General features: G+C 66.3%; 21 protein-coding genes. 17 read left to right on the top strand and 4 right to left on the bottom strand.

Translation table 11 applies throughout. The features are described from left to right. Window positions 1-258 precede the first annotated feature (258 nt). The 13 genes from tolQ (at window position 259) to serA (ending at window position 16306) form a co-directional block, all read left to right on the top strand. Entirely contained in the window at window positions 259-975 is a 717-nt protein-coding gene (gene tolQ / locus ACZ5TO_RS12955) for a protein TolQ (protein WP_184144094.1), read from the top strand. Between the two features lie 79 nt (window positions 976-1054). Continuing rightward, a complete protein-coding gene (gene tolR, locus ACZ5TO_RS12950) occupies window positions 1055-1507 on the top strand; it encodes a protein TolR (RefSeq protein WP_184144096.1) in 453 nt (150 codons plus the stop codon). 9 nt (window positions 1508-1516) lie between these two features. Further along, window positions 1517-2629, top strand: coding sequence for a hypothetical protein (locus ACZ5TO_RS12945; protein WP_464798375.1), 1113 nt, complete (start codon window positions 1517-1519; stop codon window positions 2627-2629). Between the two features lie 21 nt (window positions 2630-2650). Next, window positions 2651-3955 (top strand): Tol-Pal system beta propeller repeat protein TolB, encoded by a 1305-nt coding sequence (gene tolB / locus ACZ5TO_RS12940; protein WP_184144100.1) that lies wholly within the window; start codon window positions 2651-2653, stop codon window positions 3953-3955. A gap of 240 nt (window positions 3956-4195) precedes the next feature. Next, window positions 4196-4732, top strand: a complete 537-nt coding sequence (gene pal, locus ACZ5TO_RS12935; protein WP_464798374.1) for a peptidoglycan-associated lipoprotein Pal — start codon at window positions 4196-4198, stop codon at window positions 4730-4732. Between the two features lie 153 nt (window positions 4733-4885). Next, window positions 4886-5884: a tol-pal system protein YbgF gene (gene ybgF / locus ACZ5TO_RS12930; protein ID WP_464798373.1), complete on the top strand. Its 999-nt coding sequence runs from the start codon at window positions 4886-4888 to the stop codon at window positions 5882-5884. Between the two features lie 13 nt (window positions 5885-5897). Next, window positions 5898-7169, top strand: coding sequence for a tRNA lysidine(34) synthetase TilS (gene tilS / locus ACZ5TO_RS12925; RefSeq protein WP_464798372.1), 1272 nt, complete (start codon window positions 5898-5900; stop codon window positions 7167-7169). 200 nt (window positions 7170-7369) lie between these two features. Continuing rightward, window positions 7370-9292: an ATP-dependent zinc metalloprotease FtsH gene (gene ftsH, locus ACZ5TO_RS12920; RefSeq protein WP_184144108.1), complete on the top strand. Its 1923-nt coding sequence runs from the start codon at window positions 7370-7372 to the stop codon at window positions 9290-9292. Window positions 9293-9965: 673 nt separating this feature from the next. After that, window positions 9966-11318, top strand: a complete 1353-nt coding sequence (gene glmM / locus ACZ5TO_RS12915; protein ID WP_184144110.1) for a phosphoglucosamine mutase — start codon at window positions 9966-9968, stop codon at window positions 11316-11318. A 239-nt stretch (window positions 11319-11557) separates the two neighbouring features. Then, a complete protein-coding gene (locus ACZ5TO_RS12910) occupies window positions 11558-12403 on the top strand; it encodes an outer membrane protein (RefSeq protein ID WP_464798371.1) in 846 nt (281 codons plus the stop codon). Window positions 12404-12584: 181 nt separating this feature from the next. After that, window positions 12585-13313 (top strand): outer membrane protein, encoded by a 729-nt coding sequence (locus ACZ5TO_RS12905; protein WP_464798370.1) that lies wholly within the window; start codon window positions 12585-12587, stop codon window positions 13311-13313. 139 nt (window positions 13314-13452) lie between these two features. Next, window positions 13453-14634, top strand: coding sequence for a phosphoserine transaminase (locus ACZ5TO_RS12900; RefSeq protein ID WP_464798369.1), 1182 nt, complete (start codon window positions 13453-13455; stop codon window positions 14632-14634). Window positions 14635-14710: 76 nt separating this feature from the next. Further along, complete coding sequence (serA, locus tag ACZ5TO_RS12895; RefSeq protein WP_464798368.1) at window positions 14711-16306, top strand: phosphoglycerate dehydrogenase; 1596 nt, start codon at window positions 14711-14713, stop codon at window positions 16304-16306. Window positions 16307-16369: 63 nt separating this feature from the next. On the opposite strand, the gene ACZ5TO_RS12890 is transcribed toward serA, so the two are convergent. Then, entirely contained in the window at window positions 16370-17257 is an 888-nt protein-coding gene (locus ACZ5TO_RS12890) for a DMT family transporter (protein ID WP_184144118.1), read from the bottom strand. A 221-nt stretch (window positions 17258-17478) separates the two neighbouring features. Between ACZ5TO_RS12890 and ACZ5TO_RS12885 the strand changes: the two genes are divergently transcribed. Together ACZ5TO_RS12885 and ACZ5TO_RS12880 are read left to right on the top strand one after the other, a co-directional pair. After that, window positions 17479-18783, top strand: a complete 1305-nt coding sequence (locus ACZ5TO_RS12885; protein WP_184144120.1) for an adenylosuccinate synthase — start codon at window positions 17479-17481, stop codon at window positions 18781-18783. 69 nt (window positions 18784-18852) lie between these two features. Then, the gene (locus tag ACZ5TO_RS12880; RefSeq protein WP_464798367.1) at window positions 18853-20982 is read left to right on the top strand and encodes a hypothetical protein; all 2130 of its coding nucleotides are present in this window, start codon (window positions 18853-18855) and stop codon (window positions 20980-20982) included. A 78-nt stretch (window positions 20983-21060) separates the two neighbouring features. Here ACZ5TO_RS12880 and rpoH read toward each other — a convergent pair whose 3' ends face one another. Then, window positions 21061-21966, bottom strand: a complete 906-nt coding sequence (gene rpoH / locus ACZ5TO_RS12875) for an RNA polymerase sigma factor RpoH (RefSeq protein ID WP_184144124.1) — start codon at window positions 21964-21966, stop codon at window positions 21061-21063. 235 nt (window positions 21967-22201) lie between these two features. Then, entirely contained in the window at window positions 22202-23245 is a 1044-nt protein-coding gene (locus ACZ5TO_RS12870) for an RluA family pseudouridine synthase (RefSeq protein WP_464798366.1), read from the bottom strand. 34 nt (window positions 23246-23279) lie between these two features. Between ACZ5TO_RS12870 and ACZ5TO_RS12865 the strand changes: the two genes are divergently transcribed. Further along, window positions 23280-23669: a hypothetical protein gene (locus ACZ5TO_RS12865; protein WP_184144128.1), complete on the top strand. Its 390-nt coding sequence runs from the start codon at window positions 23280-23282 to the stop codon at window positions 23667-23669. Between the two features lie 5 nt (window positions 23670-23674). Beyond that, a complete protein-coding gene (locus tag ACZ5TO_RS12860) occupies window positions 23675-24505 on the top strand; it encodes a TrmH family RNA methyltransferase (protein ID WP_464798365.1) in 831 nt (276 codons plus the stop codon). Here ACZ5TO_RS12860 and ACZ5TO_RS12855 read toward each other — a convergent pair. After that, window positions 24502-25647 (bottom strand): hypothetical protein, encoded by a 1146-nt coding sequence (locus ACZ5TO_RS12855; RefSeq protein WP_464798364.1) that lies wholly within the window; start codon window positions 25645-25647, stop codon window positions 24502-24504. The two genes, ACZ5TO_RS12860 and ACZ5TO_RS12855, sit on opposite strands and share 4 nt — an antisense overlap. Window positions 25648-25729: the final 82 nt, after the last annotated feature.

Raw genomic sequence — 25729 nt, 5'->3', positions numbered from 1 at the left:
GCACTGCACGTCATCCTTTAACCAAAATTGCCGTGAAGAAGGCAGGTTGTAAGCGTTTGACCGGCATGGCGGCCGGCGGCATCAACCGGACATTCTTGACGGGTTGCGAAGCGGGTGCGGACGAAAATCCTTCCGGGCGACGCACGTTTTTGAATGCTGAAGCGGGTTTTTCCTCCCAGGGATCCGTGACGGCGGAATGTTACCCGGTTCGGGCCGCAAGCGCCTGTGCCGGGTGTTTGGATTCGGGGACATAGGTCTATGGAACAAGTGGGTTTGGAAGCGGCAGGCAGCGTGACCCTTTGGGGTCTCTTCATCCAGGCCGGATTCATCGTGAAGCTGGTCATGCTCGGCCTTATCGCCGCGTCCGTGTGGACCTGGGCCATCGTGGTCGACAAGTCGGTGAGCTACGGCAAGGCCCGCCGCCAGCTCGACAGCTTCGAGCAGGTGTTCTGGTCCGGCCAGTCGCTGGAAGAACTCTACCGCACGCTCGCCGACCGCCAGACGAGCGGCATGAGCGCCATGTTCGTGGCGGCCATGCGCGAATGGAAGAAGAGCTTCGAGCGCGGGGCGCGCTCGCCGATAGGGCTGCAGATGCGCATCGACAGGGCGATGGACGTCACGCTCGCCCGCGAATCCGAGGCGCTGGAAGCCCGGCTCGGCTCGCTCGCCACCATCGGCTCGGCGGCGCCCTTCGTCGGCCTCTTCGGCACGGTCGTCGGCATCATGACCTCGTTCCAGGCGATCGCCGGCTCCAAGCAGACGAGCCTTGCGGTGGTCGCGCCCGGTATCGCCGAAGCGCTGCTCGCTACGGCCATCGGCCTCGTCGCGGCCATTCCCGCCGTCATCGCCTACAACAAGTTCTCCGCCGACGCCGGCAAGCTGACGGCGCGCATGGAAGGCTTCGCGGACGAGTTCTCCGCCATCCTCTCGCGTCAGATCGACGAGAAGCTGCAGCCGCGCGCGGCAGCGCAGTAACCGGCCACCAGGGTATTTCGCAGTTCCGACGCAAATCCATCGCAGGCTTGCCGGAACTGCCACAGACGGAGACGACGCCATGGGCATGTCAGTCGGAGCGAAGAATGGCGGAGGCGGGCGCCGCCGCCGCGGAGGCGGCAGGCGCGCGCCGATGAGCGAGATCAACGTGACGCCGATGGTCGACGTCATGCTCGTGCTGCTCATCATCTTCATGGTCGCAGCGCCCCTCATGACCGTCGGCGTGCCGCTCGACCTGCCGAAGACGCAGGCGAAAGCCCTCAACGCCGACACCCAGCCGATCACCGTCTCGGTCAAGGCGGACGGCCAGGTCTTCCTGCAGGAAACCGCAATCCCCGTCGAGGAGATCGCCGCCAAGCTCCAGGCCGTCGCGACGACCGGCTATACCGAGCGCATCTTCGTGCGCGGGGACGGCAATGCGCCCTACGGCGTGATCGCCGACGTCATGTCGCGCATCCAGGCCGGCGGCTTTACCAATATCGGCCTCGTCACCGAGCAGAAACCGGACAGGTAACCGCACGCCATGAAGGGCAGCCTTGCCACATCCGCCGTGCTTCACGCCCTGGTCATCACCTGGGCGCTGGTCTCGCTCGGCCGTCCCGAGAGCTTCGACGTCGCCGATGTCGAGGCGCTGCCGGTCGACATCGTGTCGATCGAGGAGCTGACGCAGATCCAGCAGGGCGACAAGAAGGCCGAGATGAAGGAAAAGGCCGCGCCCATCCCGACCAAGAAGGAAACGCCGGTCGAGAATGCGCAGAATGCCGGCGACAACGACGTCGACCTGAAGAACCTGCCGACGCCGGAGGAAAAGCCGCGCGACATCGAGACCGCCGCCTCGCCCGAAAAGGCGGAAAAGGTCGTCCAGACGCCGGACACCAAGCCGGTGGAAGAGGTCAAGCCCGAAAAGTCGGCAAGCGAGCCCTCCACGGAGGTCGCAGCGCTCCCCGAGGCCAAGCAGGAAGTCAAGCCGGACCCGAAGCCCGAGGCGACGCCGAGCGAAGACAAGCCTGCCGAGGACCCGGAAGCCGAGGCGCTGCCGGACAAGGTGCCGCTTCCCGAAATGAAGCCGAAGGTCGAGCAGAAGAAGGCCGAGCCCGTCGAGAAGCCGGAAGAGAAGAAGACGGAAACGGCCAAGGCCCAGACCGCCAAGACGCCCGACCGCAAGAAGGACGAGAAGAAGAAGCAGGAGAAGGCGAGCTCGCTGAACGACAGCGATTTCAACGCCGACGAGATCGCCGCGCTTCTCAACAAGGAAAAGGCGGCCGGCGGCGGCGCCAAGCGCTCGCAGGAGCAGGCGGCGCTCGGCGGCAAGAAGACGACGATCGGCTCCAAGCTCTCGATGAGCGAGATGGACGCGCTGCGCGGCCAGATCCAGAACAACTGGTCGATCATCCCCGGCCTTTCGGACGCCGCCGACGTGCGCATCCAGGTCAAAATGCAGCTCGACCAGAACGGCGACATCATCGGCGAGCCGGAAGTGACTGCCACGGGCGGCTCGGAATCCGCGCGCCGTGCGCTTGCCGGCGGCGCGCGCCGCGCCATCATGAAATCGCGGCCCTTCAAGGGCCTGCCGCCGGAAAAATATGACGCCTGGAGCGAAGTCGTCGTGAACTTCGATCCGAGTCAAATGATGTAGAACTAGGGAAGGCCTAGACATATGTTCAGACGCAATCTCCTCCGCTTGCTGGTCGTGCTGACCGGCCTTGCAGCCTCGCTGCCGCAGGCCTGGGCGCTTGTCGAAATCAACATCAACAAGGGCAATGTCGAGCCGTTGCCGATCGCCGTCACGGACTTCGTCGCCAGCGGAGACCTCGGCCAGCGCATCACCGACGTGATCGCGGCGGACCTCAAGCGCTCCGGCCTCTTCGCACCGGTCGCCAAGCAGGCCTTCATCGAGAAGATCTCCAACCCCGACCAGGCACCGCGCTTCGAGGACTGGAAGGTCATCAACGCGCAGGCCCTCGTCACGGGCCGCGTGACGCAGGAAGGCGACGGGCGCCTTCGCGCCGAGTTCCGCCTGTGGGACACCTTCGCCGGCCAGCAGCTCACCGGCCAGCAGTTCTTCACCCAGCCGGAGAACTGGCGCCGCGTGGCGCACATCATCGCCGACGCGATCTATGAGCGCCTGACGGGCGAGAAGGGCTACTTCGATACGCGCATCGTCTATGTCGCCGAAAGCGGCCCGAAGACGGCCCGCAAGCGCCAGCTCGCCATCATGGACCAGGACGGTTTCAACGCCCGCGCGCTGACGAACGGCAACGATATCGTGCTGACGCCGCGCTTTTCGCCGAACCGGCAGGAAATCACCTACATGTCCTTCGAGGGCAACCAGCCGCGCGTCTACCTGCTCCAGCTCGAGACCGGGCAGCGCGAGGTCGTCGGCAATTTCCCGGGCATGACCTTCTCTCCGCGCTTCTCGCCGGATGGCCAGAAGGTCATCATGAGCCTGCAGCAGGAAGGCAATTCCAACATCTACACGATGGACCTGCGCTCGCGCACCACGACGCGCCTGACCTCCACGGCCGCCATCGACACCTCGCCCTCCTACGCGCCGGACGGCACGCAGATCGTCTTCGAAAGCGACCGGGGCGGCAAGCCGCAGCTCTACGTGATGGGCGCCGACGGCTCCAACCAGCGCCGCATCTCCTTCGGCGACGGTTCCTATTCGACGCCGGTCTGGTCGCCGCGCGGCGATCTCATCGCCTTCACCAAGCAGTCGGGCGGCAAGTTCTCCATCGGCGTGATGAAGCCGGACGGCTCGGGCGAGCGCATCCTGACGACGGGCTTCCACAACGAGGGCCCGACCTGGGCGCCGAACGGCCGCGTGCTGATGTTCTTCCGCCAGGCGGCGGGCGCGGGCGGGCCGCAGATCTATTCCATCGACCTGACCGGCTATAACGAGCAGGTCGTGCCGACGAAGGGCTTTGCCTCCGACCCGGCCTGGTCGCCGCTTCTGGAATAGCGCCAGTGCGGGCGCGTGCCTGCCGCGATCTTGCCGCAAAGTCCTGCAAACAGGCGAAAGGCAGGGCGCGGCGGATGCGCGCCCACCGGGAATGCGAGGGGCCGGGGACGGTCTTTAAAGCAATCGTTAACCATAGTCGTTGAACGCCGATTAACCGCTTCGGGTTACAGTCCGGCAACCCTGATTGAAACCCGTGCTTCAACGCACTTGACGCAAGAACTGATGCAAGGAGACCGGCTCATGAGCCGCATTCATACCCCGGCCGCTGGCCGCATGCAGACCATCGCCCGCAACCCGGTGATGATCGCGCTCGTCATGACGCTTGCCCTCGCCGGCTGCGCCTCCAAGAAGAACCTGCCGAACAGCGCCGGCGACCTCGGCCTCAACGGCGGCGCGGGCGCCGCGACGCCCGGCTCGCAGCAGGACTTCACCGTGAATGTCGGCGACCGCATCTTCTTCGACACCGACTCCTCGTCGGTCCGCGCAGACGCCGCCGCGACGCTCGACCGTCAGGCCCAGTGGCTGCAGCGCTACCCGAACTACGCGATCACGGTCGAAGGCCATGCCGACGAGCGCGGCACGCGTGAATACAACCTGGCGCTCGGCGCACGCCGTGCGGCCGCGACCCGCCAGTATCTCGCTTCGCGCGGCGTCCCGGCAAACCGCATCAAGGCGATCTCCTACGGCAAGGAAAAGCCGGTCGCCGTCTGCGACGACATTTCCTGCTGGTCGCAGAACCGCCGCGCGGTCACCGTTCTCGGCGGCGCCGGCATGTAATTCCTTGCCCGCAGGCAAGTGTGAAAGGCGGCCGCAGGGCCGCCTTTCTTTTTTCAACACACTTTGGCCGAACTCCGTTGCTTTTTGAGTGTATTTGGAAAACTCTTGCGCCCCGCGCTTCGGCGCACAACAGGACCAACAGGACGAAGATAGATGAAGAAACTTGTCGCGGCAGGCGTTCTCAGTCTCGCAGCGGTGGTGGGCACGGTCGGGCCGCTCAACGCGTCGCCGCTTTCGACGCTGATGAACGACCTTTTCCCGGCCAAGGGCAGGCACGCCCAAAACGGCGGCGTCGTTCTCGCCCAGGCGATGGACCCGCGGGTCGGCCAGCTCGAAGAGCAGATCCGCACCCTCAACGGGCGCATCGAGGAGATGAGCTACCAGCTCCTGCAGATGCAGGAACAGCTCCGCAAGACGCAGGAAGACAACGAATACCGCTTCCAGGACCTTGAAAGCGGCAAGGGCAAGGCGAGCGGCAAGAGCGGCGCGCTCGACAAGCCGGTGGACGGCGGCACCGCCGACCGGCAGACGGCATCGAACGCGGTTCCGGCGGATCAGACCGCCGGGGCCGACGCCGGCACCGGCGGCGAGGGGCTTGGCGCGCAGCCGCAGGAGCTCGGCAGCATCCAGTTCGACGAGAACGGCAACCCCATCGGTGCGGAGGCCAACCCGAACCTCGACAACCAGAGCGCCTCTACCGGCGGCGATGTGCTGCCCGGCGTCGACGACAACCTGCCGCAGGCCTCGCAATCTTCGACCGCCTCGCTCGACAAGCCGGAAGACCTCTACCAGTCCGCCTACGGCCATGTCCTTGCCGGCGACTATCAGGTCGCCGAGCGCGAATTCCGCGACTACCTCGACATCTTCCCGAACAGCGAGAAGGCGGCGGACGCCAATTTCTGGCTCGGCGAGGCACAGTATTCGCAGGGCAACTACAACGACGCGGCCAAGACCTTCCTCAACGCACACCAGACCTACGGCAAGTCGAAGAAGGCGCCGGAAATGCTGCTGAAGCTCGGCATGTCGCTTGCCGCCCTCGACAACCGCGAAACCGCCTGCGCGACGCTGCGCGAAGTCACCAAGCGCTACCCGAACGCCTCCAAGGCCGTGAAGAGCAAGGTTTCTTCCGAACAGAGCCGCCTGTCCTGCTGATTGCGGGCGGACGATGACCGTGGCCTTCGACGATCCCGTCCTTGCGGCCGCCGACCGTTTCCTCAAGACCTTCCAGAGCCCCGCACGCCTTCTTGCCGCCGTTTCCGGCGGAAGCGATTCGACCGGGCTCTTCATCGCCTTCGCCACCCTCCTGAGCGCGGGCCGCCATCCCCACATCACGCTCTGCGCCGCCACGGTCGACCATGACCTGCGCGCCGGCTCGGCCGAAGAGGCCGCCGCGGTTGCCGCGCTTTGTGCGCGCCACGGAATCGCGCATCTCACCTGCCGCTGGAACGGGCCGAAACCTACCTCCGGCCTTCAGGCCGCCGCCCGGGCCGAGCGCTACCGCCTTCTTGTCGACGCTGCCCGCGAGATGGGCGCGGACGCCATCCTCGCCGCCCATACGCGGGACGACCAGTCCGAGACCGTCGCCATGCGTGCGGCGCGCGCGCCGGAAGGGATCGGCCTTTCCGGCATGGCGGAGGGCGTCCTTCTCGACGGCGCCGTCTGGCTGCTGCGGCCGTTCCTTGCCGTCGGGCGGCAGGATATCCGCGCCTTCCTCGCCGTGCGGGGAGAGGGCTGGATCGAGGATCCGAGCAATCTCAACCCGCGCTTCGAGCGGGTGCGGGTCCGCGAGGCGGGCGAGGGACCGGAAGCGGCCGCCGGCCGCCTGTCCCTGTCGCGGCATGCCGCCGCGTTCCTGGCTGCGAACGTTGCCGCTGAAGGCCCGCTCTTCACGCTTCCGGTGCCGGCCATCGGGGCCATGCTCGCCGATCCCGCGGCCTGGCGCGGCCTTCTCGTGCTTGCCGCGGCAGCGGGCGGGCGGGCCCATGGGCTCGAAGCCCGCTCGGCCGCGCGTTTGCGCACCTTCCTTGCCAGCGGCACACTGTCGCGGCTGACGGCGGGGCGCATCGTCTTCGACCGCCGCCGCGACGGCCTCTACCTCTACCGCGAATGCCGCGGCATCGCCCCGCTTGCGGTTCCGTCGGGCGCAATCGCCGTCTGGGACGGCCGCTGCCGCGTGGCGAACCGGACGGAGCGGACGTTCGTGGTTTCCGCCGCCGGCGATGCGCTGGGGGAAGGGCTGCGCGGCCCTCATCTTCGGGCGGCCCGCGCCGCACCGCGCCTGAGTTTCGAGGATGGCGGGCTTTTACAGGAGGGAGCGGATGTCGCGCCGGTGATCGCGCCCTATGCGCATTTCCTGCCGCGCTTCGACCTGCCGCTGGCGCAGGCGCTTGCGACGCTTTTCGGCTGCGCGCCCTTCTCGTCTCCGCCGAACGAATGAGGGCGCGGGCGGGCGCGGTGTGCTAGACTATGCCCACGGCGCGGTGCCGGGCGGCCTTTCGGCCCTCCGGCCGTTGACGATAGTTTGACAAAAGCCCGTGGGAGCGCGCGCTTTGCCTTGGCAAGGCCGCATGGCGACCCTATGTTAGGCGACAAGAAACGGCCGGGAAAGCCCGGCCGGGAAAGTGCCCGGAAAGTTCGATGAATCCTAATTTCCGCAACTTCGCCCTGTGGGCGATCATCGCCCTGTTGCTGATCGCGGTGTTCAGCATGTTCCAGACGAGCCCGGCCCAGACCGGCTCGCGGGAAATCCCCTATTCGCAGTTCCTCAAGGAAGTGGACTCGAGCCGGGTGAAGGAAGTCGTCATCACCGGCGAGAAGATCGTCGGCAGCTATGCCGAGACCGGCGCGACGTTCCAGACCTATGCGCCGAACGGCGACAATTCGCTCGTCCAGCGCCTGGAGGCGAAGAACGTCGTCGTCAGCGCGCGGCCGGAGACGGACGGCTCATCCGGCTTCCTCAGCTATATCGGCACGCTGCTGCCCATGCTGCTGATCCTCGGCGTCTGGCTGTTCTTCATGCGCCAGATGCAGGGCGGCTCGCGCGGCGCGATGGGCTTCGGCAAGTCCAAGGCCAAGCTCCTCACCGAGGCGCACGGCCGCGTCACCTTCGCGGATGTCGCAGGCGTCGACGAGGCCAAGCAGGACCTGGAAGAGATCGTCGAATTCCTGCGCGACCCGCAGAAGTTCCAGCGCCTCGGCGGGCGCATCCCGCGTGGCGTGCTGCTCGTCGGCCCGCCCGGCACGGGCAAGACGCTGCTCGCGCGCTCCGTCGCGGGCGAGGCGAACGTGCCCTTCTTCACCATTTCGGGCTCCGACTTCGTGGAAATGTTCGTCGGCGTCGGCGCATCCCGCGTGCGCGACATGTTCGAGCAGGCCAAGAAGAACGCGCCCTGCATCATCTTCATCGACGAAATCGACGCCGTCGGCCGTCATCGCGGCGCGGGCCTCGGCGGCGGCAACGACGAGCGCGAGCAGACGCTGAACCAGCTCCTCGTCGAGATGGACGGCTTCGAGGCGAACGAGGGCATCATCCTCATCGCCGCCACCAACCGTCCCGACGTGCTCGACCCGGCGCTCCTGCGTCCCGGCCGCTTCGACCGCCAGGTCGTCGTGCCGAACCCGGACATCGTCGGGCGCGAGCGCATCCTGAAAGTGCATGTGCGCAACGTGCCGCTGGCGCCGAACGTCGACCTCAAGGTGCTGGCCCGCGGCACGCCCGGCTTCTCCGGCGCCGACCTCATGAACCTCGTCAACGAGGCGGCCCTGATGGCGGCACGCCGCAACAAGCGCCTCGTCACCATGGCCGAATTCGAGGACGCCAAGGACAAGATCATGATGGGCGCCGAGCGCCGTTCCTCGGCCATGACCGAGGCGGAAAAGAAGCTCACCGCCTATCACGAGGCGGGCCACGCCATCGTCGCGCTCAACGTGCCGGTCGCCGACCCGCTGCACAAGGCGACGATCATCCCGCGCGGCCGTGCGCTCGGCATGGTCATGCAGCTTCCCGAGGGCGACCGCTACTCGATGAGCTACAAGTGGATGGTCTCGCGCCTCGCCATCATGATGGGCGGCCGCGTCGCCGAGGAAGTGACCTTCGGCAAGGAGAACATCACCTCCGGCGCCTCGTCCGACATCGAGCAGGCGACGAAGCTCGCCCGCGCCATGGTCACGCAATGGGGCTTTTCCGACCAGCTCGGCCAGGTCGCCTATGGCGAGAACCAGCAGGAAGTCTTCCTCGGCCATTCCGTCGCGCAGCAGAAGAACGTTTCCGAAGCGACCGCGCAGAAGATCGACAACGAGATCCGCCGCCTGATCGACGAGGCCTATTCCGAGGCCAAGCGCATCATCACCGATCAGAACCACGAGTTCGTGGCGCTCGCCGAAGGCCTGCTCGAATACGAGACGCTGACGGGCGACGAGATCAAGGCGCTCATCCGCGGCGAGAAGCCCGCCCGGGACCTTGGCGACGACACCCCGCCGCACCGCGGCTCCGCCGTGCCCAAGGCCGGCCAGAAGAAGGGCGGCGAGCCCGAAGGCGGTCTCGAGCCGCAGCCGCAATAACGCGCCTCCATCCGCAGAAAACAGCCAGCGGCCGGGAAGAAATTCCCGGCCGTCGGTTTATCGGCAGGGCCCCGCCTCCCTCTCTTCCGTCGTCCTCGGGTCTGATCCGAGGATCCACGCCACAGGCAAGGCCGTGCCGTGGAGCATGGATGGTCGGGTCAAGCCCGACCATGACGGAGAGGGTGAGGGAGAACGAGAGCGAGAGCGGAAGCAGGCTCGCGAGCGCCCGATGCACCGGAAATTCTCGGCTGTTGCTCGCCGGCAGGCCCCGCCTCCCTCTCCTCCGTCGTCCTCGGGCCTGACCCGAGGATCCGGGCCACAGGCAGGGCCGGGCCGTGGAGCATGGATGGTCGGGTCAAGCCCGACCATGACGGAGAGGGTGAGGGGAACGGCAAGGGACGGCGGCAGTCCGGCTCGCCGGCGCTTCCCGGCCGTTTTCTTTCGGTAACGGGCTGTAACGAATTCTGATGTCAGGGTGGATGCTCTTTTCGCGCTTTTGTGGCAAAGAAGCGCGATTGCTGCACGTCTTTAAGGTTAGGGTTACGCGGGAAGGCGTAGAATATTTCCCCATCCGGTGCCCTGATATATGGCACCGGGGACGCGGCAGATGGAACGCGTATGCGCGGGGCGCGGCGGAAGGTGCCGCAAGGGCCCGGCGAATTCAGGAGCGAACATGAAACGTCGTTATTTCGGCACGGACGGCATCCGGGGTCAATCCAACCTCTTTCCGATGACGCCGGACCTTGCCATGCGGGTCGGCATTGCGGTGGGCACGATCTTCCGGCGTGGCGCGCACCGCCACCGCGTCGTCATCGGCAAGGACACGCGCCTTTCCGGCTACATGCTGGAAAACGCCATGGTGGCGGGCTTCACGGCGGCCGGCATCGACGCCTTCGTCCTCGGCCCGATCCCGACGCCCGCCGTCGCGATGCTGACGCGCTCGCTGCGCGCGGATATCGGCGTCATGATCTCCGCCTCGCACAACCCGTTCTACGACAACGGCATCAAGCTCTTCGGCCCGGACGGCTACAAGCTCTCCGACGAACTGGAGATGGAGATCGAGGACCTGCTCGAAAAGGACATGATGGCGCAGCTTGCCAAGGCCGCCGAAATCGGCCGGGCCAAGCGCATCGACGGCGTGCACGACCGCTATATCGAGCATGCCAAGCGCACGCTGCCGCGCGATGTCACCCTGCAGGGCCTGCGCGTCGCCATCGACTGTGCCAACGGCGCGGCCTATCGCGTGGCGCCGGCGGCGCTGTGGGAGCTCGGCGCCGACGTCGTGACGATCGGCAACGAGCCGGACGGCGTCAACATCAACCTCGACTGCGGCTCCACCCATCCGGCCGCGCTCCAGCGCAAGGTGCACGAGGTGCGCGCCGATATCGGCATCGCGCTCGATGGCGATGCCGACCGCGTGCAGATCGTCGACGAGAACGGCAAGATCATCGACGGCGACCAGCTGATGGCCGTGATCGCCGAAAGCTGGGCGGCCGACGGCGTGCTGCGCGGCGAGGGGATCGTGGCGACCGTCATGTCCAATCTCGGCCTCGAACGGTTCCTCACCGGCAAGGGCCTCGGCCTGCAGCGCACCAAGGTCGGCGACCGCTACGTCGTCGAGCACATGCGCCAGAACGACTACAATGTCGGCGGCGAGCAGTCCGGCCATATCGTGCTCTCCGATTTCGGCACGACCGGCGACGGCCTCGTCGCCGCGCTGCAGATCCTCGCCTGCGTCAAGCGCTCCGGCAAGACGGTGAGCGAGGTGTGCAACCGTTTCGAGCCCGTGCCGCAGGTGCTGAAGAACGTCCGCATCAAGGCCGGCGCGCCGCTGGAGGACGCCGTCGTGCGCCAGGCGATCGCCGACGCCGAAAGCGAGCTTGCCCGCAACGGCCGCCTGCTCATCCGTCCGTCCGGCACGGAACCGCTCATCCGCGTCATGGCGGAGGGCGACGACCGCGCGCAGGTGGAACGCATCGTCGACGAGCTCGTCGGCGTCATCGGCTCTGTGCGCAACGCCGCCTGACGGGCGCATCATCTTATTCTCGAAAGGCCGGGGCATTGCTCCGGCCTTTTCTTTGTGTGCCAAGTCGAGCTCGGAGCTTTATTTAAAAGTTTACCGGATTCGTGAACGCCGGTTAACAAATAGGGTAAATCTTCGTAGTTAATCGGGCCTTAACTATTCCCCGCCATTATCCTGCCTGATCGAAGGACTTGGGGACCGGCGTGCCGGCCGTGCCAAGCACAGCCTATTGGAGTGAGGCCATGAGGAAAGTTTTGAGTGGCGTCGTTGCCGTCCTGCTGACAGGCACGTCGGGTTACGCGGCCGATCTGTATCAGCCGCAGGTCATCGAGGCCCCGGTGCAGGAAGCGGCCATCGTCGAGACGGGCGGCTGGTACCTGCGCGGCGATGCGGGCTGGTCCTACAACAAGATGCGCGGCGCGCATTATTTCCAGGGGTCGAACGACCTCGATACCGATTTCGATACGGCAAGCCTGAAGAACGGCTTCACCATCGGCGGCGGTGTCGGCTACCAGATCAACGACCACTTCCGTACGGACGTGACGCTCGACTATATGTTCAAGTCTGATTTCCACGGCTCGACTTCAGGGGGTGGAGCGGGCGGTGGCGCATGTGCCGTGGCTTGCACCTCAACTGACGTCGCATCTCTGACTGCTCTCAGCCTGCTTGCCAACGCGTATGTCGATATCGGCACCTATGGCTCCTTCACGCCCTACGTCGGTGCCGGTATCGGTGGCACCTACGTGAAGTGGAACGATCTGGAAAACACCTCTTGCGCCGACGATGGTTCGGGTTGCGATGATACCTATTTCCACCGTGGTAGGAAGAGCTGGCGCTTCACCTATGCCCTCATGGCAGGTGCAGCAATCGACGTGACCTGCAATCTTAAGGCCGATGTCGGTTACCGCTTCCGTCACGTCACCAAGGGTGACATGTTCGGCTACAATGAGGGCGGCGGCCCCGGCTACGACAAGGGCTTCTACAGCCATGAGGCCCGTGCGGGTCTGCGTTATTCCTTCAACGGCTGCGAAACGGCGTCCTATATCCCGCCGGCCGAAATCCCGATCGAGCAGCCGGTCTACAAGTAAGCCGGCTTTCCGGTTCCCCTTCAGGGCCGCCCTTCGGGGCGGCCTTTTGCGTTCGCGGCAAGGCTTAACGGTTTCTTCATTCCTTAAGAAATATGGTTAACCAAGGGTATAGGCGGCCGTCCTGCGGCCTGCCGCGCCCGTGCGCAACCTCCGGATTGTCCGGGCCGCAGGGAACGAAGAGATGAGCCGCCGTATCGTATCGCTTGGCATTGCCGCCCTCGCCGGCCTCGTGGCGACGGCTGCCGCGGCAACCGATCTCGACATCATCAACGCGCCGGAGATCGACGTGTCCAGGAGCGCGGCGGCGCAGGGCTGGTACGTTCGCGGCGACCTCGGCTATGCCGGCTGGACCAAGGCCGGGCGGGCGAGCGTGACGCAGTCCGGCGTATCGACGGATTTCGACGAGGGGCGATTCTCGCATCCCGTCTCCTTCGGCGCGGGCCTCGGCTACCAGTTCGGCGATATCGTGCGCGCGGACCTGACGGCCGACTTCTCCCGGGACGATTTCGAGGGCAGGGCGGCCTGCGTCGGCGGGGCCTGCGCCTTCAAGGCCGACTATTCCACCGTCGGCCTCATGGTGAACGGCTATGCCGACCTCGGCACGTTCGCCGGCTTCACGCCCTATGTCGGCGCGGGGCTGGGCGCGACCTATCTCGACTGGCGCGATGCCGCCTGCTCCGGGGCGGGCTGCACGAGCGCCAGCCTCGAAGGCAAGGACGATTTCCGTTTCACCTACGCTCTGATGGCAGGCGCCTCCGTGGACCTTGCCCCGCGCGTCAAGCTCGACGTCGGCTACCGCTTCTCCGATGCCGCCGGCGGCGCGGCCTTCGGTGCCGGGGCCATGGATGTGCAGGACGACAGCCTTCGCAAGCACGAATTCCGCATCGGCCTTCGCGTTCCCCTCTGGTAGACCGGCCACCGTTTCCATTGCGCCGGATTATTTTTCATTTCCGACATATCGCGCTTGACTTCCGGCAAGCTCTCCCATATCCACGGCGGCGGGACACCCTTCCCCAACGAAGGGCTTTCTATCTGGAAGGATAGCCATCATGACGAAGACCGTCACCCCGCCGGACGTGCGTCCGAACAATACCCATTTCTCTTCTGGCCCGTGCTCGAAGCGTCCCGACTGGTCGCTCGAAGCGCTTTCCGATGCTCCGCTCGGTCGTTCGCACCGCGCCAAGATCGGCAAGACCAAGCTCAAGCAGGCCATCGATCTCACCCGCGACGTCTTGGAAGTGCCGGCGGATTACCGCATCGGCATCGTGCCGGCCTCCGATACCGGCGCCGTGGAAATGGCGCTGTGGTCGCTGCTTGGGCCCCGCGGCGTCGACATGGTCGCCTGGGAAAGCTTCGGTTCGGGCTGGGTCTCGGACGTCGTGAAGGAGCTGAAGCTCCCCGACACCCGCAAGATCACCGCCGACTACGGCCTTCTTCCCGACCTTTCCACGATCGATTTCGACCGTGACGTGGTCTTCACCTGGAACGGCACGACCTCGGGCGTGCGCGTGCCGAACGCCGACTTCATCCCGGCCGACCGCAAGGGCCTGACGATCTGCGATGCGACCTCGGCCGCGTTTGCGCAGAACCTCGATTTCGCCAAGCTCGATGTCGTCACCTTCTCCTGGCAGAAGGTGCTGGGCGGCGAGGGCGCGCACGGCGTCATCATCCTCAGCCCCCGCGCCGTCGAGCGCCTGGAGAGCTATACGCCTTCCTGGCCGATGCCGAAGATCTTCCGCATGACCAAGGGCGGCAAGCTCATCGAGGGCATCTTCCAGGGCGAAACGATCAACACGCCCTCCATGCTCTGCGTCGAGGACTATATCGATGCGCTCCTCTGGGCAAAGCAGGTCGGCGGGCTCACGGGCCTGATGGCCCGCGCCGACGCCAATGCGAAGGTCATCTTCGATTTCGTCGAGAAGAACGACTGGATCGCCAACCTCGCCAGGGACCCGGCGACGCGCTCCAACACCTCGGTCTGCCTGACGATCGTCGACAAGGACGTGCTGGCGCTCGACGCCGAGGCGCAGGCGGCCTTCGCCAAGGGCCTCGTCTCTGCTCTCGACAGAGAGGGTGTCGCCTATGACATCGGCGCCTACCGCGATGCTCCCTCGGGTCTTCGCATATGGGCCGGCGCCACCATCGACACCGCCGACCTCGAAGCGCTGATGCCCTGGCTGACCTGGGCTTTCGAGACCCAGAAGGCGACGCTTTCCAAGGCTGCGGCCTGATTTCGCGACCGGCTTCGTCCGCAGGGCGAAGCCACCTTTATCTCCATCTCCCCAGACCGATTTAAGGAGGCCTCTCGTGGCACCTCGCGTACTCGTATCCGACGAACTCTCGGAAACCGCCGTCCAGATCTTTCGCGATCGCGGCGTCGAAGTCGATTTCCAGCCGAAGCTCGGCAAGGACAAGGAAAAGCTCGCCGAGATCATCGGCAACTATGACGGCCTTGCCATCCGCTCGGCCACCAAGGCGACGGAGAAGCTGATCGCGGCGGCGACCAACCTCAAGGTCATCGGCCGCGCCGGCATCGGCGTCGACAATGTGGATATCCCGGCCGCCTCGCGCCGCGGCATCATCGTCATGAACACGCCCTTCGGCAACTCGATCACCACCGCCGAGCACGCCATCGCGCTGATGTTCGCCGTCGCCCGCCAGCTTCCGTCCGCGGACGCCTCGACCCAGGCCGGCAAGTGGGAGAAGTCGAAGTTCATGGGCGTCGAGATCACCGGCAAGACGCTCGGCGTCATCGGCGCCGGCAATATCGGCTCCATCGTCTGCTCGCGCGCCATCGGCCTCAAGATGCGCGTTCTGGCCTACGACCCCTTCCTTTCCAAGGAACGGGCCGAGGAGATGGGCGTGCAGAAGGTCGAGCTCGACGAGCTGCTGGCGCAGGCCGATTTCATCACGCTGCATGTGCCGCTGACCGACAAGACCCGCAACATCCTCAATGCCGAGGCGCTGACCAAGACCAAGCCGGGCGTTCGCATCGTCAACTGCGCTCGCGGCGGTCTCGTCGACGAGGCGGCGCTTGCCGAGGCCATCAAGTCCGGCCATGTCGCCGGCGCCGGCTTCGACGTGTTCGAGGTCGAGCCCGCCACGGAAAGCCCGCTCTTCGGCCTGCCGAACGTCGTGTGCACGCCGCATCTCGGCGCCTCGACCACGGAAGCGCAGGAGAACGTCGCCCTCCAGGTCGCCGAGCAGATGTCGGATTACCTCGTCAAGGGCGCGGTCTCGAACGCCATCAACATGCCGTCGATCACGGCGGAGGAAGCGCCGATCCTGAAGCCCTTCATCCGCCTTGCCGACGTGCTCGGCGCCTTCGTCGGCCAGGTCACGGAAAGCGCGATCAAGGAAATCGAGATCCTCTATGACGGCTCGACGGCGGGCATGAACACCAAGGCGCTGACGAGCGCGGCGCTTGCCGGCCTCATCCGCTCGCAGGTCGCCGACGTCAACATGGTCTCCGCGCCCATCATGATCAAGGAGAAGGGGATCATCCTCTCCGAGGTCAAGCGCGACAAGTCGGGCGTCTTCGACGGTTATATCCGCCTCACGGTGAAGACCGCCAACCAGACCCGCTCGATCGCCGGCACGGTCTTCTCCGACGGCAAGCCGCGCTTCATCCAGATCAAGGGCATCAACCTCGACGCCGATGTCGGCAGCCACATGGTCTACATCACCAATACCGACGTTCCCGGCATGATCGGCTTCATCGGCACGACGCTCGGCGGCGCCGGCGTCAACATCGCCAACTTCCAGCTCGGCCGCGACAAGCAGGGGGGCGATGCCATCGCGCTGCTCTATGTCGACGGCGCGGTCTCGGACGCGGTGCTCGACAAGCTGCGCGCCAACGAGGCGATCCGCCAGGTCAAGCCGCTGGTCTTCAACGTCGACTGATCTTCGTCCTCCCAAGACGGAATGGAAAAGGCCCGCCGGAATCCTCCGGCGGGCCTTTTCGCGTCATGCCTTCTTCGGCCGGCCCCATTCGGCGACCGCGATGCCGCCGAGCACGAGCAGCAGCGCGACGATGTGGAACGGGTGCAGCGTCTCGCCGATCAGGAACACCGAAAGCAGCGTGCCGAAAACGGGAATGGCATTGATGAAGAGGCCGGCGCGGTTGGCGCCGATCATCTCGACGCCGAACACGTAGAGCACCTGCGAGAGCAGCGAGGGGAAGATGCCGGCATAGACGACGATGGCCCAGCCGGTCGCATCGGGAAAGATCGTGGCGCCGCGCGACAGTTCCCATAAGAGGAGGGGAACGGCGCTGACGAGCGCGCCGACGACGGGCGCGGCGATGAAGCTCTGCCAGTGCAGTTCCGGCTTCCAGCGCAGCGAGACCGTGTAGCCGGCATAGACGATGCAGGCGAGCAGCATCAAGAGATCGCCGAAGTTGAACTGCAGTTCGGCAAGCGCCGAGAACTCGCCGTGCGCGGCCGTCACCAGCACGCCGACGAGCGTGACGGTGAAGCCTAGGATCTGGGCGAACGAGGCCTGGATGCGGAACAGCAGGAAGTTGAAGACGAAGATCAGCATGGGAATGCCGGCCTGCTCGATGACGGCGTTGATGGCGCTGGTATAGCCGAGCGCCGTATAGAGCAGGGCGTTGAAGGCGGTGAAGCCGAAGACGCCGTAGAGCAGGAGCTGGAGCCAGTGCCGGCGGATGACCGGCCAGTCGCGCCGCACCTGCGGGGCCATGAAGGCAAGCACGAGGAGAAGGGCGATCGTCCAGCGGAACGTGGTCAGCGCCATCGGGCTCACATGGCCGACGGCGAGCTTGCCGGCGACCGAATTGCCACCCCAGAAAAGCGATGTGATGGTCAGGTACAGATAGGCTCTGATGTTCAAGGGTGGGTCGTCCGGATGGAGGGATGGTTCGGGCGGGGCGCCGGCGGGCGCTCCACATAAGGCGAAAAACCATGCGGTGTCATGCAAAAACCGGAGAGCGCCCGCCATAACAGGGTCGCATTCCCATAGACAACACAGTATAGATGCGCGGGTTTCAAGCCCGGCGCATCTCCATGCGCCTCAACGGTAAAGCGCTCGTGCGCGAAAACGGGAAAGATGAAATGACGAACGTGGTGGTTGTCGGATCGCAATGGGGTGACGAAGGCAAGGGCAAGATTGTCGACTGGCTTTCCGAACGCGCCGATATCGTTGTGCGCTTCCAGGGCGGTCACAATGCCGGCCATACGCTCGTCATCGACGGCGTGAGCTACAAGCTCTCGCTGCTGCCGTCCGGCGTCGTGCGCCCGGGCAAGATGGCCGTCATCGGCAACGGCGTCGTCGTCGACCCGCATGCGCTGATCGCCGAGATCGACAAGCTGGAAAAGCAGGGCGTCAAGATCTCGCCGGAGAACCTGCGCATCGCCGACAACGCGACGCTTATCCTCTCGCTGCACCGCGAGCTCGACGGCATCCGCGAGGACGCTGCTTCCAGGTCCAATTCCGGCGTCAAGATCGGCACGACCCGCCGCGGCATCGGCCCGGCCTACGAGGACAAGGTCGGCCGCCGCGCGATCCGCATCATGGACCTTGCCGACCTCGACACGCTGTCCGGCAAGGTCGAGCGCCTGTTGACCCACCACAACGCCCTTCGCCGGGGTCTTGGCGAGGCGGAGATCGCGCACGAGACGATCATGCAGGAACTGACCTCGGTGGCCGATCGCGTGCTACCCTACCGCGACACGGTCTGGGTGCTGCTCGACCAGGAGCGCCGCCGCGGCGCGCGCATCCTGTTCGAAGGCGCGCAGGGCTCGCTCCTCGATATCGACCACGGCACCTATCCGTTCGTCACCTCCTCCAACACCGTCGCCGGCCAGGCCGCCGCCGGCTCCGGCATGGGCCCGGGCTCGCTCGGCTATATCCTCGGCATCACCAAGGCCTATACGACCCGTGTCGGCGAAGGCCCGTTCCCGACGGAACTGACCGACGAGATCGGCCAGTTCCTCGGCGAGAAGGGCCGCGAGTTCGGCACGGTGACGGGCCGCAAGCGCCGCTGCGGCTGGTTCGACGCCGCGCTGGTGCGCCAGTCGGTCGCCACCAACGGCATCACCGGCATCGCGCTCACCAAGCTCGACGTCCTCGACGGCCTCGACGAACTGAAGATCTGCGTCGGCTACAAGCTCGACGGCAAGGAGATCGACCACCTGCCGGCAAGCCAGGGCCAGCAGGCCCGCGTCGAGCCCGTCTACATCACGCTCGAAGGCTGGAAGGAATCGACCGTCGGCGCGCGGAGCTGGGCGGACCTGCCGGCCCAGGCGATCAAATATGTGCGCCAGGTCGAGGAGTTGATCGGCGCGCCCGTCGCCCTGCTTTCGACCAGCCCGGAGCGCGACGACACCATACTTGTGACCGACCCGTTTGAGGACTAATCTCAAGCTCAACACCAGTTCCGTGACGTATTCCAATGGGATAGCGAGCGGACACGACGGAAAGTTCTGATGGCGGATTTTGTAGCAGTCATTCGAAGGGCCGTGGACGGCCTCTCGGACAACAATGCCGAGATGCGGCAGAAGGTTTACGAGAAGGCCCGCGGCGCCGTCCGCCGGCAGCTCGAATCCATGAACCCGCGCCCTTCCGATGAGCTCATGAAGCGCCAGCTCGACAAGCTCGAGGCGGCGATCGGCGACGTCGAGACCGAACACGCCGAAGCCCTGCCGGCCGAAGAGCCGGTGGAGGCGCTGCCGGTCGAGGAAGAGACCGTCGCCGTCGTCGAGCCGGAGCCCCAGCCCGTCGAAACCGAACCGGAAGAGCACGTCGAGCCCGCTGAAGAAGCGGTACCGGCCGTCGAGGAAGAGCCCGTTGCCGAGCCGGTGGCGGAAGCCGAGCCGGTCGTTGCGGACGAACCCGTTCACGAGGAGCCGATTGCCGAAGAGCCGGCCTTTGCCGAAGAGCCGGCCGTCGAGGAACCTGTCGCGGAGGAGCCCGTTGCCGAGGAAAGCGTCGTCCACGAAGAGGTGGTCGCCGTCGAGGCGCATACCGAGCCGTCCTGGCAGGTAGAGGCCGAACCGGCCGAAGACTACGTGCCGTCCTGGCACGAACCGGAACAGGCTGCGGCGGCTGCGGACGTCCATCCCGAACTGCCTGTCGAGCCCGAACAGCAGGTCTATCCGGTCCACGACGCCGTCGTGCCCGAGGCGGAGCCGGTCGCCGATGCCCGCATGCCGGCATCCGAAGCCGAGTGGGACTGGCAGGAGGCCGTATCCGTCACCACCCCGGCCGAAAAGCCGGAAGAGGCCGTGCCGGCGGACGATCCGCTCGCCTGGGAATGGCCGGACGAAAAGGCAACCCGGTCCGACGCCGCGCAGGCTGCGCCCGCCAGGACGAACGAGTGGGGCGATCTCGAAGACCTGATCGGCTTCACGCCGAAAACCGCGGCAGGTGTGGCCGCTGCGACGACGCCCGCGGCGGATGCCGGGCTTGCCGCTGCCGCGGCGGAGCCGGCTCGTGCGCCCCAGCGTTCCTTCCGCGCCGAGCCGCGCAAGTCGCGCTTCAGCCTTGCGGCCCTTGCCGCGACCGTCGCGCTCCTTGCCGTCGTCGGCGGAGCGGGGGCGGCCTACTGGTTCAACCGTGATGCGGTGAACGGCTGGGTCGACGCGCGCATCGCCTCCTTCACGACGCCTTCCGAAAAGCCTGTGGAGACGTCCAAGGCCGGGGATACGGCCGAGGGCAGCCGCAGCCTGCCGGCGAATGCGGGGTCCGGGACGGGCGAAGCGGCGGGCAAGGGCAGCGGCACCGAGGTGGCGTCCGCATCGCCCGCAAGCGGCGGCAAATTCACCCAGCGCCTGCTGGAGGACGGTTCGGAAGTGGACGAAGGCCCGGCGCCGGCGCTCGACGGCGCGAGCGAAGAGGGCAAGTCCGTCTCCGCACAGACGACGGCCGATGCCGGCGGCGCGGCGGCAGGCGCCACCGAGGGCGCGGCGCAGACGCCGGCCGGCGGCGAGACCGCCACGACCACCGGCGCCGCAACGACCGCTGCGGCAAGCGGCGATCAGGCCGCTGCCGGCGTGGCGCAGAAAATGTTCCTTTACGAGGAGCGCCTCGGCCAGACCTCGCCGACGGCCATCGAAGGCACGGTCGCCTGGTCGACCGCGGAGGAATCGCCGGGCGGCGACGCCAAGCCCGAGCCGGTGGTGCGCGCGCAGATCAACGTGCCCTCCAAGGGCCTGACGGCGCTGATCACCTTCCGCCGCAACACCGACAAGTCGCTGCCGGCGAGCCATATCGTCGAGCTGGTCTTCTCGCTGCCGGAGAATTTCGAGGGCGGCGGCATCGAGAGCGTGCAGCGCGTGGCGATGAAGCGCACCGAGCAGGACCGCGGCGACGCGCTGATCGCCGTGCCGGCGAAGATCACCGACGACTTCCACATGATCGCGCTCAACGATTTCCCGGAAGCCATCGCCAAGAACACCGAGCTCCTGCGTACGCGGAGCTGGATCGACATTCCGATCACCTACCGCAACGGCCGCCGTGCCCTGCTGACGCTCGACAAGGGCAAGGCCGGCGCAGAAGCCTTCGACAAGGTGATGAAGGCCTGGGCGAGCCTCGGCGGCGGGGCGGCCAATCGGTAAGCGCGAAAAGCAATTTTATCATGAAAAAGGCCCGGCATCGCTGCCGGGCCTTTTTCATGTCTGTTCGGTCGCCTGCGGTCAGGCGTCTTCGATGACGCGCACGGCGCGGGCCTGTTCGGCCGCGTATTTCTGCACGGCTTCCTGGACCTTCTCGAAGGCGCGCACCTCGATCTGGCGCACGCGCTCGCGGCTGATGTCGAACTCGGAGGAGAGCTCTTCCAGCGTCACCGGATCCTCGGCGAGGCGGCGGGCCTCGAAGATGCGGCGTTCGCGGTCGTTGAGGACGCCCATGGCCCGGGCCAACATGGCGCGGCGCGTGTCCAGTTCGTCCTGCTCGATGAGCGTTTCTTCCTGGCTGTCATGGTCGTCGACGAGCCAGTCCTGCCACTGTCCGCTGTCGCCTTCGGATGCCTTGATCGGGGCATTCAGCGAGGCGTCGCCGGACAGGCGGCGGTTCATCGAGACGACTTCGTCTTCCGAGACGTTGAGCTTGGTCGCGATCTCCTTGACCTGGTCGGGGCGCAGGTCGCCGTCCTCGATGGCCTGGATCTTGCCCTTCATGCGGCGAAGGTTGAAGAACAGGCGCTTCTGGTTGGCGGTCGTGCCCATCTTGACCAGCGACCACGAGCGCAGGATATATTCCTGGATCGAGGCCTTGATCCACCACATGGCATAGGTCGCAAGGCGGAAGCCGCGCTCCGGGTCGAACTTCTTGACGGCCTGCATCAGGCCGACATTGCCCTCGGAAACGACTTCGCCGATCGGCAGGCCATAGCCGCGATACCCCATCGCGATCTTGGCGACGAGGCGAAGGTGGCTTGTGACGAGCTGATGGGCGGCGTTGCGGTCGCCGTGCTCCTGGTAACGCTTGGCGAGCATGTATTCCTGCTGCGGCTCAAGCATGGGAAACTTGCGGATTTCATCGAGATAGCGGTTGAGACCGCCTTCTCCGGCCGTGATCGACGGCAGCGTGTTACGGGCCATTCAGCACCCCTTTCTGAGACGGCTTCCTTGCGGCAAGCCTTGGCACGGAGCTCGATCCCGAAACCGGATCCCCGCCGGAACCATGCTCCCCGTGGGTCATGGCGACCCCACGATCCTACAGATAGGTATGGCGAAACAATGTTTCAAGGTGCCGCAGGGCTTCACGGCTGCGTGAAGGCGGTGGTGGAGACGGATTGTGCGACACAGGCTTGAGATGGGGGCGCCGCCCGGAAAATCAAGGGTCCGTGGGCGCGTCCATCGTGCGCAGCGCTTCGATGAGGCGTTCCATGTCGGCCGGCGGCGGGGCCTCGAAATGCATGGTCTCGCCGGTCGAGGGGTGCTCGAACTGCAGGAGGAAGGCATGGAGCGCCTGGCGGCGAAAGCCGTTCACCACCTTGCGCGCGTCCTCCGGCAGGCGGTTCGCCTTGGTCTTGAAGGCTGCGCCGTATTCCGGGTCGCCGATCAGCGGATTGCCGATATGGGCCATGTGCACGCGGATCTGGTGCGTACGGCCGGTTTCCAGGTGGCATTCGACCAGCGAGGCGAGGCTGACGGCATCCTCGCCCTCGCCGAAGCGCTCGATCACCTCGTAGTGCGTGATGGCCTCGCGGGCGTCCTCGGCATCCTCGCGCTTGACGGCGCGCTTGGTGCGGTCGGCGCCGCGGCCGAGCGGGGCGTCGATCGTGCCGCGAAGCTGGCGCGGGCGGCCCCAGACGACGGCCTGGTAGGCGCGCTCCAGCGGGCCGGAGCGGCCGTGGTCGGCGAACTGGTCGGAGAGGTGGCGGTGGGCCGCGTCGTTCTTGGCGACGACCATGACGCCGCTCGTCTCCTTGTCGAGCCGGTGAACGATGCCGGGGCGGCGCACGCCGCCGATGCCGGAAAGGCTTTCCCCGCAATGGTGGATGAGCGCATTGACGAGCGTGCCCGTCCAGTTGCCGACGGCCGGATGCACGACGAGGCCGGCGGGCTTGACGAGCACGATGAGGTCGTCGTCCTCGTAGAGCACGTCGAGCGGGATGTCCTCGCCTTTCGGCTCGGGGTCGCGCGGGGCGGGCATGGTGAACTCGACGACGTCGCCGGGACGCACCTTGCGCTTGGGCTCCAGCATCGGCGCGCCGTTGACGAGGGCCGCACCCTCGTCGATCAACGCCTTGATGCGGCTGCGCGAATAATCGCCGGCCAGCGTGGCGGCGAGCCAGGCGTCGATGCGCCCTTCGGCGTCTTCCGGCACCGTCAGGACTTTTCTTGTGGCGTCGGCTTCTTTAAAGGGGTCGCTCATCGTCTCACTCAAACGCATTGCCGGAAGGGCCGACATGTCCAACATCGAAACCGACGATCAGGAAGAAAAGCCGCTCGATCCGGTGATGGAGAATGTGCGGCGCAAGATGATCCGCCTCCAACTCGTCTCGGGCGGCATCATGCTCCTGATGTTCATGGCGGTGCTCGCGGCCATTGTCTATAAGATCACCACGCGGGATGGCAAGCCGCAAGCGGCAGGCGTCGCCTCCGGCGTCGCGGTGCCGAGCGATGCGCCCGTCAAGGCGACCGCGGCGCTGCCGGACGGTTTCGCCGTCTCGGCGGTCTCTCAGTCGAACGGCCAGATCCTCTTCTACGGCGTCATGGCCGACGGCGCGCGCCGGGCCTTCCTCTTCGATATCGCCTCCGGCCGCACGGTCGCCGAGATCGATATCAAGGGCAACTGACCGCCATGGCGGCCAATCCCGTCCGCATCGAGGACCCCGCGGACCCGCGTATCTCCGGTTTCGTGTCGATCCGCGAGCGGGACCTGACCGGCCGCGACGGGCTGTTCATCGCCGAAGGCACGGTGGTGCTGCGCATGCTCGGGCAGGCGGCGGCGCGGGCGAACGGCTTTGCCGCCGAGGCGATCCTGCTTCTCGAAAACCGTCTTGCCGGCATCGCCGACCTGCTGGAGGCCTTTCCGCCGGGCGTGCCGGTCTATGTCGCCTCGGCCGCGGTCTTCGATGCCATCACCGGCTTCAACATGCATCGCGGCGTGCTGGCGCTCGGCCGCAAGCCGGCGGCGGAAGCGGAGGCCGGCCTTCTCGGCCGCTTGCCCGAAACGAGCCTCGTGCTCGCCGGCTGCGGGCTTTCCAACCACGACAATGTCGGCTCGATCTTCCGCAACGCCGCCGCCTTCGGCGCCGATGCCGTCTTTCTCGACGAGACCTCCTGCGATCCGCTCTACCGCAAGGCGATCCGCGTTTCCGTCGGCTCGGTGCTGGCCGTGCCGTTTGCGCGCAGGCTCCCGGCGCAGGCCATGCTGCACGGGCTTGCCGATGCCGGCTTCGAGATCTGGGGGCTTTCGCCGCGCGGGGAGGTGCCCGTCTCGGCCATTCCCGCGGCGCGGCGCATCGCACTGGTGCTCGGGACGGAAGGCGAGGGGCTGCCGCAAGGCATCCTCGCCTCGTTCCGCACCGCCCGCATTCCCCAGCGCCCGGGGCTCGACAGCCTCAACGTCGCGACGGCAAGCGGCATCGCGCTTTACGAGATCGCCTCGGCGATGGGGCGGATCGGCTAGCTTTCCTCGCCGTTGAGGCGCTCGCGCACCCGCCGGGCGAGGCTGCGCTCGTCGCCGTCGAGGGCGGGGTCGATGGTGGCGATCAGCTCGTGCACGGGGGAATTGGCGCCTTCGCGGGCGGCGGTCAGCACGATCATCTTGCTGGCGAGATCGGCCATTTCCTCGCGCAGCGCCGTGTCGTTCGTCGTCGAGCCGGCCGCAAGCAGGCGCTCCGTCAGCGCGGTGCCCTGGTTGCGCACGTCCTCTTCCAGCGCGGCGATGTCGAGCGGCGGCTGGGGCTTTTCCGTCCGCCGCGCGGCGATGCGGTTCGTCGCGATCGTGCGGGCAAGGCCGGTCGCGCGGGTCGCCTTGGCCACTTCCTTGTTTTCCGCCGTCAATGTCTTCACCTTGTCGCGCAGGCGGTTGATCTCCGCTATGCGCCGTTCGATCGCGTTGTCCTTGTCGGCGTTGCCGGCAAGCTCGCGCGTCAGCCTCGTTTCGAGCTGGCGCACGCGGCCTTCCTCGCGCGAAAGGCGCAGTTCCAGCCCCTTGGCCTTCTCGATCGCCGCCTTCAGCTCCTCGCGCAGCTTTTCCCGCTCGTCGCGAAGGTTGCCGGCGCGGCTCTTGATGTTCTCCACCGCCGTGTCGCGCGTGGCGAGCTCGATCTTCATGTTGTCGAGATCGGCATTGAGGTGGTTGATGATGCCGTTCAGCTTCTCGATATCGGCGAGCCGGGCGCGCAGCTCCCGGTCGGCGCCGGCGAGCGCCGCCTTCAGCTGCTCGCTCTTCATTTCCTCCCGGCGCAGCAGGGAGCGCATGTCGCCGGCCTCGATGTTCATGTCGGCGATCTGGGCGTGAAGCTCGGCGTTCTCCGTGCCGATCGCCGCGGCCTCGGCGAGAAGCTTCTCGTTGCGCACCATGGTCAGCGTGTGCTTTTCCCGCTCCTGGCGCACGCTCTCGCTGAGGCGGGCGTTTTCCGCGGCGAAGGCGGCGCGCGCCATGTCCTTCTGCGCGCGCACTTCCTGCGGGCTCAGCGGCATGGTGGCCAGCATGCGGTTTTCGGTGAACTTGACGATGCGCTTCTGGATGACCGGCGCGAGAAGCAGGCCGGTCAGCGTGGCGGCCAGGAAGCCGAGCGTGAACAGAAGGGCGTACTCGATCACGGGTCACTCGTTCCAAAACATGGCCCGAACGGGGCGCGGACGAGCGCACTATAGCGGCTCGTCCGGCCTTGCGGGAGAGGGT

It is taken from the genome of Shinella sp. Sh6 (assembly GCF_055392685.1).
This window is presented reverse-complemented; position numbering and strand designations above follow the sequence as displayed.

Coding starts and splice junctions, on each gene's coding strand:
- tolQ (WP_184144094.1), top strand. CDS start 259: ATGGAACAAGTGGGTTTGGAAGCGGCAGGCAGCGTGACCCTTTGGGGT.
- tolR (WP_184144096.1), top strand. CDS start 1,055: ATGGGCATGTCAGTCGGAGCGAAGAATGGCGGAGGCGGGCGCCGCCGC.
- ACZ5TO_RS12945 (WP_464798375.1), top strand. CDS start 1,517: ATGAAGGGCAGCCTTGCCACATCCGCCGTGCTTCACGCCCTGGTCATC.
- tolB (WP_184144100.1), top strand. CDS start 2,651: ATGTTCAGACGCAATCTCCTCCGCTTGCTGGTCGTGCTGACCGGCCTT.
- pal (WP_464798374.1), top strand. CDS start 4,196: ATGAGCCGCATTCATACCCCGGCCGCTGGCCGCATGCAGACCATCGCC.
- ybgF (WP_464798373.1), top strand. CDS start 4,886: ATGAAGAAACTTGTCGCGGCAGGCGTTCTCAGTCTCGCAGCGGTGGTG.
- tilS (WP_464798372.1), top strand. CDS start 5,898: ATGACCGTGGCCTTCGACGATCCCGTCCTTGCGGCCGCCGACCGTTTC.
- ftsH (WP_184144108.1), top strand. CDS start 7,370: ATGAATCCTAATTTCCGCAACTTCGCCCTGTGGGCGATCATCGCCCTG.
- glmM (WP_184144110.1), top strand. CDS start 9,966: ATGAAACGTCGTTATTTCGGCACGGACGGCATCCGGGGTCAATCCAAC.
- ACZ5TO_RS12910 (WP_464798371.1), top strand. CDS start 11,558: ATGAGGAAAGTTTTGAGTGGCGTCGTTGCCGTCCTGCTGACAGGCACG.
- ACZ5TO_RS12905 (WP_464798370.1), top strand. CDS start 12,585: ATGAGCCGCCGTATCGTATCGCTTGGCATTGCCGCCCTCGCCGGCCTC.
- ACZ5TO_RS12900 (WP_464798369.1), top strand. CDS start 13,453: ATGACGAAGACCGTCACCCCGCCGGACGTGCGTCCGAACAATACCCAT.
- ACZ5TO_RS12885 (WP_184144120.1), top strand. CDS start 17,479: ATGACGAACGTGGTGGTTGTCGGATCGCAATGGGGTGACGAAGGCAAG.
- ACZ5TO_RS12880 (WP_464798367.1), top strand. CDS start 18,853: ATGGCGGATTTTGTAGCAGTCATTCGAAGGGCCGTGGACGGCCTCTCG.
- rpoH (WP_184144124.1), bottom strand. CDS start 21,966: ATGGCCCGTAACACGCTGCCGTCGATCACGGCCGGAGAAGGCGGTCTC.
- ACZ5TO_RS12870 (WP_464798366.1), bottom strand. CDS start 23,245: ATGAGCGACCCCTTTAAAGAAGCCGACGCCACAAGAAAAGTCCTGACG.
- ACZ5TO_RS12865 (WP_184144128.1), top strand. CDS start 23,280: ATGTCCAACATCGAAACCGACGATCAGGAAGAAAAGCCGCTCGATCCG.
- ACZ5TO_RS12860 (WP_464798365.1), top strand. CDS start 23,675: ATGGCGGCCAATCCCGTCCGCATCGAGGACCCCGCGGACCCGCGTATC.